Genomic DNA, 13,083 nt, shown 5'->3' on the forward strand with positions numbered 1-13,083 from the left:
TCCCCTTTATTTAAAACACATGTGCGTTATTTTTTTTGCAGTGTCGTTCCCTTTGGCTCGAACGCGACTCGAAGAACATTTCCAAGGACATTAAAGCTTAGGACGGTTAATAAGATCAGAAATCCCGGGAACAACGTCAGGTGCCAGGCATCTCCGATATACCCCTGGGCATTGTTCAGCATGCTGCCCCACGATGAGTTCGGCTGCTGGACGCCCAGTCCAAGAAAACTTAAGGAGGACTCCATCAATATCGCGGTCGCAATGTTAAGAGTCCCGGCAATGATGATGGTCGATGCGATGTTCGGGATAATATGCTTCAGGATAATGAACACGGAAGACTGTCCGGACGCTTTTGCGTACATGACATACTCCCGTTCTTTTACCGAAAGCGTCTCAGACCTCACAATTCTCGAAATCTCCATCCAGGTCATCAAACCAATAATAATGACGAGCGTCCTAATTCCTGGTTTCATATAGGCATTTAAAAGCAGCATCAGGAAAAAGGATGGAATCGACATCAGCACTTCTACAATCCTCATCAGGATATTATCAATCCATCCGCCGAAATATCCAGAAATGGTGCCGACGGCTGTCCCAACTGTGACTGCGACAATCATGGACAGAAAACCTACCGCAAGCGATACTCGCCCGCCATAAAGCGCCCGAGTTAAGTAATCGCGGCCGTAATCATCCGTTCCAAACAGATGCTCAGCGCTCGGAGGCTGCAGACGATCCGGTATCGACATTTTATTAGGATCAAACGGCGACAAAAACGCCAACAGCGAAAGAATTGAAAAGAGTATAAGGATTATCAGGGCCATCAAAGCAAATTTATTTTTTATCAGTTCTTTTTTAACATTATTCCATCTTCTCTTGTTCATTGGCTTACCCCCTCAGCCTTATCCGCGGATCGACAACACTGTAGAGAATGTCCGCAAACAAGTTCCCGATCACAAGCATTAATGAAGAAAACAGAGTAATGGCCATGATCACGGGATAATCGAATGAGAAAATTGAAGTGACGCCCAAAAGCCCCAATCCCGGCCACGAAAAAACAGTCTCTGTGATGAATGCCCCTCCAACCAGCCCAGGTATCGACAATCCGATAATCGTAATGATTGGCAAAAGGACATTCCTCAGGACATGGCGGAACAGCACCGTTGTCTTATTGGCCCCATAAGCGTACTGGATTTGGACATAGTCCTCTTCCAGTTGATGGATGGTACTCGAACGGATATACCTCATATAGACTGAAACATTCTGAAAAGCGAGAACGGTGCACGGAAGAATTCCGTGTTTGATAATATCCCACACAGAATCGCTGCCAACCGTACGCATCCCCATGCTTGGCAGCAGCCCCCATTTGAGTGAAAACAGGTAAATCAGCATTAAGGCAAACCAGAAAATCGGGATCGAAATGCCTATATATGAGATTAAATTTGCAATCCGGTCAAAGAGCGAATTCTTTTTCACCGCCGTAAACAATCCAAGGGGAATGGCAATAATCAAGGTTACGATAAGTGAAACCCCCATCAGCCCGACCGTCGCTGGCAGGCGCTCAAGAATCATGTCCAGCACCGGACGCTTGGTAATCATGGAATAGCCAAAATTTCCAACAAAAATATTCTGAAGCCATAAAAAATACTGAATATATATCGGCTTATCAAGACCGAGGCTTTGGCGTATTCGCTCTACATCTTCAGGGGCCATATCCGGGGTGACAAAGCTCCTCACCGGGTCGCCCGGGGCCAGTTTGATTAGCAGGAAGGCTATCATGGAAATGATGATCAACAGCGGAATTGCATTGAGCAGCCTCTTCACTATTATTCTTTTCACGCGTGTACCTCCTTATGGAATGCCAAAAGCCCTTTGGCAGGCTGAGTACCGCCCATACGTATTAAAACCGCAAAAAAGCTGATGCTTTTATCAGCTTTTTTGCAAAGGAACTATTCAACTTGATAAATTTTCGAGAGATCTTCAACCATCGTAACAGGAATCAGCTTTGCTTCCTCAATGCCGGCAAATTTCTTATCAACGGCTAGGCTTGCCTTTGGATAGGCTAGCGGGAGATAAGGAACGTCCTGTGCCACGGTTTCTTGGATTTGCTTGTATAAATCCGCGCGTTTTTCTTTATCCGTTTCTACTGCCGCTTGATCCCAAAGCTTATCGAATTCAGCATTTTTGTAACGGGCAAAGTTGTATGCGGCATCGCTCTGGAACAGTGTCTTGTAGACGTCCGGCTCTGGTCCCATGATGTATCCGCCGAAGCTGATATCATAGTCGGTGGTTGCCATATCCAGTGTCTTCTGGCCATACGCGCTTGGATCCATCGGCGTCAGCTCCACCTTCAAACCAATTTCCTGAAGCTTCTGCTGTGTGTAAAGCGCAAGGCTTTCCATGATTTTATTGTTGTTTGCGTAAATAACACGGAGCGTATGCCCTTCTTTAATACCGCCCTTTTTCAAAAGCTCTTTCGCTTTTGATTGGCTATAATCATATGTCGTAATGTCCTGGGTGTGGTGCATTGTATCAGGAGTAAGGACCGATGCAGCAGGCTCGGCAAAATCGGCCGAAATAAACGCTGAATCAATCAGCTCCTTTTTATCAAGCGCATGGGCTACAGCCTGGCGAAGTTCCTTGCTTTGGACAGCCTTGCTGTTCAGGTTGAATGCCATGTAAAAGAGCCGTCCTTCAGGGAATCGATGCATATTAAACTTTCCTGTTGCATCCAGCTTCTTATAATCCTGTGGGTCAATAAGCCTCATGTTTACTTCGCCATTTTGAAGTGAAATATTCGCAGTGTTTGGATCCTTCACAACCCTGTAAACGATGGAATCCAATTTTGCCTTTCCTGCAAAATAATCATCGAAACGGTCAAGCTGGACATATTGGTCCGATTTGAACTCCTTGAATTTGAAAGGACCGGAGCCGACTGGCGCCTGGTTCTTTTCACTCTTCATCAAATCGGTTTCCCCTTCAAACACGTGCTTAGGAATCGGGAAGAAATCGTTCAATGCCCCTTCAAAGGAAGCAGTTACCTGCGGAAGGATGAACTTTACTGTCAATTCATCCACTTTTTCCACTTTTAAGGGCTGGCCGTCGAAAACAAGGCTGCCGCGAATCGAACTGCTCTGTTTTTCATCCAGAATTGAATCGATTGTAAACACAATGTCATCCGCTGTTATCTTTTGTCCATCATGCCATTTCAAATTGTCTTTTAGCTTCAATGTCCATGTCAGTTGGTCCTCTGACGGTTCAAAGCTCTCTGCCAGGACAAACTTCTTTTTGCCGCCATCCTCCATGAAATAAAGAGGGGCATAAAGCGCTTGTTGTACTGTAAGTGTAACGCGGTCATTCGCATAAAGCGGGTTCATCACCTGGGGATTGTCGGAAACCGCAATTGTCAGCGTACCGCCTTCTTTAGCGGTACCTTTTCCCTCATTCCCGCTAGATGGTTTGGATGAATCTTTGTCCCCTGAGCAAGCTGCCAACGTTAGCAACAATGCTAAAATCAAGGCGGATAAAGATAGTAATCTCTTATTCATTTTTTTGCCTCCTATGAAACTATTGATGCCTTTCATCTAAAACTTAATTCCTAGTTTTCCAATAAGATTAATTTATCACCAGAGGAAATAGAAGTCAATCTATCTTCGCATTGAAACTTTATACACTATACCACCAAATTCGCTACATATTAAACAATTCACAAATTATTACCAATCTGTATTTTCTTTGAAAATGCCAGATAGGAATTGAGAAATTAGATACATGTTATTCAGTATTCATAATCCTCTCGCAAAAAAGGACACCTCCTTTGATTTGTATTTCTTTTAATGAGATAGTGTTAAACGAGTAAAGGAGAAAACATCTTGTCGTTAAAGTATGAGTGAGTTTTGAAAAGTATGATTCAGCATGTCAGCCTGTCAAAACCGAATAGCCGGCGATTCCGGCTAGCTTAACCAAATAGGTTTTCACAATCACAAAGGGAGAGCACCAATGAATAGGATGCTCTCCCTTTAACATTAATCCTTCACTTCTCCACTGAATCCATCCACTGCTTAACCATACGCTTCGGTGCAGCCCGCAAATAGGCTTCATGAATTAGGCCGGCCAATTCGTTCCACTGTTCCCCAGCAGGATTTTGAATGGATACCCAGCCATGATGCCCTATGTACGGAGTTTTGAAAAAATGCTCTTGCTGAAGCAAAAACTCCTGAGTTTCCCGGTCCGACTTGAATGACACGTTGAATCCATTTTTGCCTTCACCTGAAATCACAAATGATTTTCCGTTGATTTTAAACGTCTTGTGGCCAAAGCCATCAACGATTTCAACGGCTTCCGGAAGTGAAAGGCAAATCTTCCGAAGAGATTCCAGCATGCCCTCGTTTTCTTGTGAAATCATCGCTTTATTACCGGATCCTATTTTGCATTCTCATCAGGCTGATGGATTCCAAATACATTTCCTTCAGTATCAAGATAGTATCCTTGCCACGCCATTCCAGGAAGGGGATGCTTCGGCATTGCGACTTTGCCGCCATTTTCAAGAATTTTCGCCTCAGTGGAATCGTAATCTCCTACTCCCATTGTACAAGCGAAACCATTCATAGCTTGGTTAGGCACAGGCCGGGCGCCTTGCCGTTTCATTAAAGCCCCATTGATACCCATTTCATCATCGGAACCAGTCACGGCTCCAAAGTACGGCATGCCTGCATACTCGCTCCAATCCTGGAATGTCCAGCCGAAAACCTCGCCATAAAACTTTTTTGCCCGTTCCATGTCGTCCACATGGATTTCGAAATGAATCAATCTTCCCATCATCCCACACCCATTCAATTAAAATTATCCTCCGCCATCAATCGTTTCTCAAGGTGCTATTGATAATTATACCCTTAACCAACAGGAATAAATACACTATTCAGAATTGCCGGTCATTTATTTTATTAAAAAACAAAAAGTGCCTGACCTCACGTTTGTCACAGTAAGCAAAAGAGGTTACAGGCACTGTTATTTAAGAACTATCCTCTATACTTAAAAGCCAGTCCTTTCAAGAAGTTCCGGGCGTATTTATCTCCGCATTCTTTATAATTCTTATGGCCCTTTTTCCTTAATAACGCACCAAGCTCCCCTTTTGTGATTGTCACCCCGGTCGAAGACAAAATATCAATCATGTCTTCACTTGTTAAGGCGAGGGCGATTTTCAGTTTCTTTAAGAGCACATTGTTTACGGGTTCATTGCTCTTTAAAGCCGCAGGAGTTTGTTCGGGCTGTCCAGGTTTTTGTTCCTGATGCCCTCTTTTAAAAATAATCAGACCGTTCAAGAAGGACTCAAGCTTACCGTTATTGATTTTTATAATGCCTTCTTCCTCGAGGGAGTCTTCATCCTCATAACCGTCCTTTGGTTTCGTGAGCATCTTCTTGACTTCATCCCTGGTGGTTTCAATACCGCCCAGTTTAAAAATCTTCACCATATCAATATCTTTAATATCCAGTGCATACCGAATTCTAATTAATATATCATTGTTTTCCAACGAAAAACCTCCTGTGTCCATCCTGTTTCTTCTATTATTACTCAACTAGCCTACAGAATTCTACTTCAGTTAAGTGAATCGCGCAACTATCCTCATAACGACAAATGGTATCCGAATGCACCCATTCGAATACCATAGTATTTTTAAAAATAAGAATCAATCTCTTTCCCTAACCCTCTGCGTATCGCGGATGTTCTTTTGGATCGTAATGGCCGCAAACAGGCTAAGTACAAATGACATTCCATAAAAGCCCTTCTCGCTTAAATCAATGCTTCCCGCATTGTATAGACCGATGGCCATTAATGAAATCGCTACAATAAGCGCAAACCAGCTGATACCATAATAAATGTTCGTAACTGGTATTCCTTCATCCTTATCCCTTACCGCTTTTTGCAAGGACACGGCGGAATAAAGGCCGAAAACCAAAACAGCAAAGTAATAACCCTTTTCATTCAGCTGCATCCCCGCATTCCATAAGCCAATAAGATAAGCTGTAACACCAACTAAAAGTGCTGCCCAGGAAGCACCCACAAAAGCCCCAGTCGGTTCCCCCTCTTTCCGCTCCACCTTCTTTTTCAAATCAGGCTGTTTCCCTTTATCCAACACAACCTCTTGCTCAGTTGCCATTGAAAGCCTCCCCTCCGCCTTTTCCAATAATAATGGAGCACCGCAGATACACTGGAGTGCTCCTACATACATCCATTATATAGAAAATTCTAACAATACGTAAATGTTTTTCCTTATTATGTAGCTTATTGGAAAAGGCAGCCGAGTAGGCAACGCAAGGCGGGGAGCCATTTTCAAATTCAGATCCTTAGCAATCCCCGGAAACCCCTGGCGGCATAATAGGATTCCGCTCCGTTGTGATACACAAAGACAGTGTCGTAACGGCGGTCACAAAAGATTGCGCCACCGAGTTTTCTAATTTTCTCAGGTGTTTTTACCCAGCTTGATGTTTTCGTATCGAAGCACCCAAGTTTCTGCAGCTCCCGGTATTGTTCTTCCGTTAAAATTTCAATACCGATGTCAGCAGCCATGTCCACGGCACTAGTTTGTGGTTTGTGCTGTTTCCTTGACTCCAGCGCTTCACGGTCATAGCAAACACTTCTCCGTCCTTTTGGGCTCTCCGCTGAACAATCGCAAAAAATGTACTCTCCCGCCTTTTCATCGAAACCAATCACATCCGGCTCGCCTTCGGTTCTCTCCATTTCGTTAAGCGACCACAGTTTTTCAGGGTTAGCTTCTAGCTTTTCTAGTACGTTATCCCATTCAAGTCCGTTATGGCGATTCATGTTTTTCTCAAATCGGGATTTCAATGTTCTTAGTATTTCTTTATGTTGTTCCGGGGACAAATATTTTTCAGTTTCCATATCAATTCTCCTGGTATACGCTGATTTTATCTGTTTTTAAAAAATTCCTTATTGCTTGGCTGACAATTAAATACGCAATAAAGCGCCATTCGGCTTTGGCAGCTCTTGTTCTGTTATTTGATTCATTTTACAAAAATGTTCAAAAAATTGTTGTGCCAGCGCCCGTTCCTCCGGTTCACTTTTCAACGCAACAATATCAAACAAAATTTGAGCCATCCATGAATTATCAAAATAACGGTATTTACCTGTATTCCATGTCATCTTTTTGGGGAACTTCTCATTTACGTAATATTTCCAGAAAAGCATCTGATTCGATTCTTGTTCGGTAAGTTGGAGTCTGTATGTTGAATGAGCAGGAATATATCCATCTTCACAAAGCTTACCAATAAAGTCTTCATTCACCATATAGACACCTAAGATACGTCTGTCTTTTTCAGGCATCCCGGCATCTATTGCTGTTAAAAGGACAGCGCTATTTTGGTGCAAGCGGATGGGTTTGTTCGGCTTTCCCTGGTTTTTACCACTTTTTATTTCGCCTGAAAAAACCTTCCACTCTGAAAATGAACTATTCTGTTCTTCTGTGTCACACCAAAAAACCATTTGTGATTCGGGATGGAGTTTATTATTTTTCATAAGTTTTTCATGTTCCAAGCGAAGTTCCTGGTTTTTTCGCTGCAGTTTTTTCTCCTCTTCCCTCTTCCATTCTTCCTCCTTTCGTTCGAGTTCCTTTTCTTGAATTATTTTTTCAAGTGAATTAGCCATAATCTTATCATGCAGTTTTAAGTGCTTTCCAAATACATCGGGAAAAACAAACTTTTTATTTTCCGATGCGAAATTAATTTCAATAACAGAATCATTATGTCTGACTATATTACCCATGCCAAAACGCTCGTGTGTAACTTTCTTATTGATTAGATTCATTCTTTTAGTCCTCCTAACAGAATAAAAACTCGATTACGATTGGAGAGTAAAACCCACACAACTGTTTGATTATTTCTTCGGCCTAAAAAAGATAGTAAAAAAACGTATCCTTAATTCTAACTGCAATTAATACAGCAGAATTCGGAATACGATCAAAAAAGCAATTATAAGGCTATTGTAACATTTTTGCGAAAATATCGCAAATTTATTGTTGACAACCCGATTTATAGTAATGTAAAATAAAAGTTTTGTTATATGGAATAACCTCAAATAACTATAAAATAAAGCCCCCAAAAAGCTGCAAAACTTCTTGAGGGAGCTTATAAATATTAGCGGTTTACCGAGCAAAAAATGGATTAGCCAAGAAGGTAAAGATCTTGCCTCTACTATTATTTTAATATCAACTGCGTGATGCACTCAACATGAGCGGTTTGTGGAAACATATCAACCGGCTGGATGTATTCAACTTTGAATTTTGGGCTTAGTGTCTGGATGTCCCTTGCAAGCGTGGATGGATTGCAGGACACATAGACAATTTTTTGAGGTTTGACTTTTAACAGTGTTTCCAGCAGTTTGCCGTCGAGGCCTGTCCGCGGCGGGTCGACGATGACGACGTCGGGCCTCCAGCCTTCTTTTGTCCACTTCGGCAGCCATTCTTCCGCCTTGCCCGTTACATAAGTTGCATGCTCCATGCCATGTCTGGCGGCGTTTTTCTTTGCGTCTTCAATCGATTCGGGGATGATGTCCATTCCACGGATTTCGCCAGCCTGGCCGGCGACCCAAAGTCCAATCGTTCCAACCCCGCAGTACGCGTCAACGACTTTTTCCACCCCGGTCAGCATGGCCGCTTTTTTCACTTCATCATAAAGCTTAATAGTCTGGACGGGATTCAGCTGAAAGAACGTACGTGCTGAAAGCTCGAACTGCAAGTCCCCGAGTGTCTCCTGGATGAAGTCACTGCCGGACAGTGTGGCTGTCTCTTTTCCAAAAATGAGCGAAGTCCGTTCCCCGTTGATATTTTGGACAATTGACTTAACACCTGGAAGCCTTTTCGTAATTTCCTCTATTATTAATTCTTTTTTCGGAAGATCCTTTTGCGTCGTAATCAGGACAACCTGGAGCTCCTTGGACTGGATGCCAACACGGGTGACAATGGTCCGGACGATTCCTTTCCGGGTTTTTTCATTATAAATCGGGATGCGGAGATCCTGGAGAATCTGCCTTACCTTTAAAGTCGCATCAGTCGTGGCGGAATGTTGGACGGCGCATTGCTCGATGTTGATGAGTTTATGTGAATTCAGACCGTATAGTCCGGCGAGCACATTGCCCTTTTCGACGCCAACCTGGAAACTGCTTTTGTTCCGGTAAGCCCACGGGTCTTCCATGCCGATCATCGGGCGGACATCGATTTCTTCGAGGTTCAGCTTAGTATGCCGCTCTAGTGACTGAAGGACGATGTCGCGTTTTTCGACAAGCTGCCGTTCATACTTGAGATGCTGGAGCTGGCAGCCGCCGCACTGTTCATAAACCGGGCATGGCGGCGCCACCCGGTATGGCGACGCTTTGCGGATTTTTTTGATACGGGCTTCGGCAAACTTCGGATTGATTTTGGTCGCTTCGACGACGACTTCCTCGCCGGGCAGCGCGCCGGGAACAAATACGACCTGCCTTTTGAAATAGCCGACGCCCTCCCCATTGATTCCGAGCCTCTTAATCGTCAGCGGGAAAGTTTGCTTTTGTTCTATTTTAATTGCCTGTTCTTTTTTCATGTTGGTCAACTCCGTTTATATCCCTCTTATAAAATGAAACATGGGGTACGTATCTTGCTTCACTTTTTAAAATAAAGCGTGGGATGCGTCTCCTGCTTCATTCAATGCTTCTCCATAGGTAGAGGGAGGCGTAGCTTAGGTATGGTTCCCAGCCTATTTTGTAGCGTTCCATTTCTTCGTTGGTTGGTTTCCGTTCGAGCTGGTATAGTTTCTTGAGTGCGTTTTGTATGCCTATGTCGGCCATTGGAAACAGGTTTTGTCGGCCGAGGCCGAACAGCAGGAAATTCTGGATGGTCCATGCGCCGATGCCGCGTATTTTAATCAGTTTGTCAAAAATTACTTGTTCACCCTCATGCTTTAATGCGTCGATATCCAAACCGCCTTCTGTTACCGCCCTGGCAATGTCGATGCAATATTCTGCTTTCCTGCCGCTGAATTGCAATTCCCTAAGTTCTTCAACCGAGAGCGCGGCGACTGTTTCCGGTGACGGATAAAACCAGGCGCCGTTTTTTTCAAAACCGTATGTTTTCACAAAACGTTCTGTGAGCTTGATGGCGAACGCCATATTTAGCTGTTGGTGGATGATGCATTTGAGCAGGCACCCAAACGGATCGAAATCAAGGATGAGCGGCGTGCCGACATGTTCGTCAAATATGATGTTGAGGTCAGTTTTACCAAAATGCTCATGAATATCCTTTAATGGCACTTCCCACTGGAAAACCTCGGCTATCCGCTTTATGATAAGCTCTTTATCGCCGTTTTTTGCCTCAATGATGAAGCTTGGCTCATCGGTCTTACCTGTCGCGGTGACGGTTGCAGTGTAAGCTTCGCCGCCAAGTTTGATTGGTACCGTGATTGTCCGTTTTTCAAGGTTGAGGGTGTTGAGCGGATCCATTGATAACCGGTCAAGCACCATGTCAAAATTATATGGGCCATCTATTTGAATTATTTCCTGCCACACACTGGTTTCCCCTTTGCCTATTTTTCCCCTGATTATAGCATGTTTTCCTTGGAAGGCCTAAGACCCTGTGAACAACTAAAAAAGATGCCGGCCAAGAATAGTATCCTTGACCAGCATCCAATCATTTATTTAGGTGCAACCTCTGGTAAATGTATTTCTAAAACATCGCCATTGAGCGAATACGATCCGGTTAAATTAAAAAATTCGAATAGATCATTAAGGGAATACGGATTTCTTTTGTCTGTATAGGATTGTGCTTTATCGATAAAGCCACCATATTCCAGTGTCTTATCTGTCCATGGCGCTCTTAATACGATTTTTTCATAATAATCAGAGTTGATATTATTCATGTCCAAATAAACCTTTTCGGGGAAGGAATTTACGTAAAAAGCACTTATCCTGCCCTTTAATCCCCCAGGAAGTGTCTCGTTCTTAATAGTAAATTGATTGCTTAGCAATCCAAACAGTTCATTTAAGTATTGAGTCTTCACATATAATTCATTTCCAAATTTAAGGTTTCCACCAATTAACATCCTATTATCCGCGAACAAATATGTTTCCCCATCACTTAATTTAACAACGATTTTATTAATGGTAATCTTATTTTGAGTTCTCAATTTATACAATTCATGATACAGGATTTGTTGTTCAGTTTGATTTTTCAATTTGCTAATTTCCAGTGCAAATGGATACAAACTATTATAGAAATCGTTTTCCTTTAAAAAACTGATTTTAAATTTATTCATATTAATCCATACATCTTTAGCGGCATAAGACTCCAGCGGTTCTGGTGTTTTCGTACTCCAAACACTGATGCACTTAACCGCCTGGAGTTTGGCTTTACTCGGGGTTTCATATTTAACCTTTGTATCTCTTTCTACAAAATATCCTCCGCCTACACTCAACATTCCAGGTTTAAAAGCATATATACGGTAAAACTCCCCTTTTTTCAAAGTTCTCGATAATACCTTCTTTTCGCCAGAAACTTTAAACAGTGGGGTATCTTTAACAACATTTAGCCTGCCTATTTGTCCAGACTTTAACTCCATTCCATTCCACCAAACGGTTTTAACATTTTTGAATTGATCACAATAATTTCCCGCTTCAGCCGCTTTGGCCCTTTGAGTGTCGGAAATGGCAATCAAAAAACAAGCAACAAGTAATATGGCAATTTTTCTCATTTTTCCCTCCAGTAATTAGTATACTAGAAGAATTATATGGAAAAATTGTAAATTTAAAAAGGGTTTTTAGAGATTTACCGCTAATTACCAAATGATCAGATACACCAGATCATTTGGTCCCGTCGATCACAATATTTGCCCGTTCATGCGGTTTATGGGCGTCGACATATAACTGTTCCGCAACCATCCAGTCATTCACCCATCTATCCCTAGCTTCTTCGCCATCCCGCTCAATCCCCCGTTGAAGCCTTACTTCATACGGGCAATCCACGAAAATCGTCAAATCGTAATAATCCGCCAGCTCATGCCGAGTCGAAGATATCCCTTCAATAATGACAACTCCGCCAACAGGGACAGTATGCCATTCGGCAAGCCGGTCACTGTTCCAATCATAACGCTGGTAGCTTCCTTCTTTATTTTGGCTCAGCGGCAGCAGCACCTGATTTAATACCCGCCGCCAATCAAAGTCAGCGCCAACAGGTTTTTCCTCCGGCCGCCCTTGAATAAGCTGACTGGATGGAAAATAAAAATCGTCCATGTGGACAACGGTGGCATCTTTCCTTGCCTCCTTCAGTTTTTTGGCCAAAGTGCTTTTCCCAGAGCCTCCGCATCCATCAACCCCGATTAGCAAGGTTGATTGCTTTCTTGGAAGTGTATCAATCGCCGCTGCCAATTGTTCGAAATTCTCTATTTGCATATAGCTAGCTTCCCCTTACCAAGTTCTTTTCCTCTGCATTTTGGGCATTCCGTTCCAGTTATCGCGTGATCCATTTTTAAACCTCCCTTGAATACTCAATGGACAGTTTCTATTTCCCTTTAACATCGACCACGATTGCGCCAAAATAGTTACCACCAATGGATACTTCCAAGCGCCACAACCCCGGCCTTGGTAATGACAAATTGGAGGGCCTTGAACTGTCAGAACCCCTAACACCATTAGGACGGTAATCCAATTTTCCATAATTCCAAACCTTTTTGTCGTTCACTGTGCCTGCATTTTCAACAAGTACTTTCTCTTTTATCCCGGTTTCCTTGTGTATCGCGATCACTTTGAAATCGCCGCCTTTTATTGTCTGTTCATCACCCCAAAAATGCCAAAGCCATTTGTTCGTTTCGCCCGCGATAAACTCCGGCCCAAGAATCCCAACTTTCCCTTCTTCCCCAATTAGATAATCTCCATCGGGAGTTTCAAATTCGGGTGACAGTTCCCATAGTTGGGTTTCTCCTTCTACCGTCCCAGCCTGGGCTTCCACGCGGGTCTTCTCTTCGTTCTTCTGTATACACCCTGTTAAAACCAAAATGAATAGGAAGAAAAAACAGCAGGCAATTGCCACTATGGAATTTTTCAAACCG

At 43.1% G+C, this 13,083-nt stretch carries 14 protein-coding genes; all 14 read right to left on the reverse strand.

Features of this window, described 5'->3' with window-relative positions; all coding sequences use genetic code 11:
- Positions 1 to 26 precede the first annotated feature (26 nt).
- The 14 genes from DRW41_RS15855 to DRW41_RS15920 all read right to left on the reverse strand — a co-directional run bounded on the left by DRW41_RS15855 (position 27) and on the right by DRW41_RS15920 (position 13,079).
- On the reverse strand, positions 27 to 881 hold the full coding sequence (locus tag DRW41_RS15855; RefSeq protein ID WP_115452990.1) for an ABC transporter permease: 855 nt from the start codon (positions 879 to 881) through the stop codon (positions 27 to 29).
- Between the two features lie 4 nt (positions 882 to 885).
- On the reverse strand, positions 886 to 1,836 hold the full coding sequence (locus tag DRW41_RS15860) for an ABC transporter permease (RefSeq protein ID WP_115452991.1): 951 nt from the start codon (positions 1,834 to 1,836) through the stop codon (positions 886 to 888).
- A gap of 110 nt (positions 1,837 to 1,946) precedes the next feature.
- Positions 1,947 to 3,545, reverse strand: a complete 1,599-nt coding sequence (locus tag DRW41_RS15865; protein ID WP_115452992.1) for an ABC transporter substrate-binding protein — start codon at positions 3,543 to 3,545, stop codon at positions 1,947 to 1,949.
- A gap of 485 nt (positions 3,546 to 4,030) precedes the next feature.
- Positions 4,031 to 4,378, reverse strand: a complete 348-nt coding sequence (locus DRW41_RS15870; RefSeq protein WP_115453028.1) for an MmcQ/YjbR family DNA-binding protein — start codon at positions 4,376 to 4,378, stop codon at positions 4,031 to 4,033.
- A gap of 41 nt (positions 4,379 to 4,419) precedes the next feature.
- A complete protein-coding gene (locus tag DRW41_RS15875) occupies positions 4,420 to 4,815 on the reverse strand; it encodes a VOC family protein (RefSeq protein ID WP_115452993.1) in 396 nt (131 codons plus the stop codon).
- Between the two features lie 200 nt (positions 4,816 to 5,015).
- Complete coding sequence (locus DRW41_RS15880) at positions 5,016 to 5,549, reverse strand: YehS family protein (protein ID WP_115452994.1); 534 nt, start codon at positions 5,547 to 5,549, stop codon at positions 5,016 to 5,018.
- A gap of 135 nt (positions 5,550 to 5,684) precedes the next feature.
- Positions 5,685 to 6,155 carry an inner membrane protein YiaA gene (yiaA, locus tag DRW41_RS15885; RefSeq protein WP_115452995.1) on the reverse strand — a complete coding sequence of 157 codons (471 nt, stop codon included), beginning with the start codon at positions 6,153 to 6,155 and terminating at the stop codon, positions 5,685 to 5,687.
- A gap of 179 nt (positions 6,156 to 6,334) precedes the next feature.
- A complete protein-coding gene (locus DRW41_RS15890; RefSeq protein WP_115452996.1) occupies positions 6,335 to 6,898 on the reverse strand; it encodes a DUF4256 domain-containing protein in 564 nt (187 codons plus the stop codon).
- A gap of 66 nt (positions 6,899 to 6,964) precedes the next feature.
- On the reverse strand, positions 6,965 to 7,819 hold the full coding sequence (locus DRW41_RS15895; RefSeq protein ID WP_115452997.1) for a malate synthase: 855 nt from the start codon (positions 7,817 to 7,819) through the stop codon (positions 6,965 to 6,967).
- Positions 7,820 to 8,208: 389 nt separating this feature from the next.
- Entirely contained in the window at positions 8,209 to 9,588 is a 1,380-nt protein-coding gene (rlmD, locus tag DRW41_RS15900) for a 23S rRNA (uracil(1939)-C(5))-methyltransferase RlmD (protein WP_115452998.1), read from the reverse strand.
- A gap of 97 nt (positions 9,589 to 9,685) precedes the next feature.
- The gene (locus tag DRW41_RS15905; RefSeq protein WP_181884591.1) at positions 9,686 to 10,549 is read right to left on the reverse strand and encodes a DNA-3-methyladenine glycosylase family protein; all 864 of its coding nucleotides are present in this window, start codon (positions 10,547 to 10,549) and stop codon (positions 9,686 to 9,688) included.
- Between the two features lie 125 nt (positions 10,550 to 10,674).
- Positions 10,675 to 11,730 (reverse strand): hypothetical protein, encoded by a 1,056-nt coding sequence (locus DRW41_RS23440; protein ID WP_245959462.1) that lies wholly within the window; start codon positions 11,728 to 11,730, stop codon positions 10,675 to 10,677.
- Positions 11,731 to 11,839: 109 nt separating this feature from the next.
- On the reverse strand, positions 11,840 to 12,427 hold the full coding sequence (locus DRW41_RS15915; protein WP_115452999.1) for a uridine kinase family protein: 588 nt from the start codon (positions 12,425 to 12,427) through the stop codon (positions 11,840 to 11,842).
- 109 nt (positions 12,428 to 12,536) lie between these two features.
- Positions 12,537 to 13,079 (reverse strand): DUF4871 domain-containing protein, encoded by a 543-nt coding sequence (locus DRW41_RS15920; protein ID WP_181884592.1) that lies wholly within the window; start codon positions 13,077 to 13,079, stop codon positions 12,537 to 12,539.
- Between the last annotated feature and the right edge of the window lie 4 nt (positions 13,080 to 13,083).

The organism is Neobacillus piezotolerans, from assembly GCF_003362805.1.
Lineage (GTDB): Bacteria > Bacillota > Bacilli > Bacillales > Cytobacillaceae > Bacillus_D > Bacillus_D piezotolerans.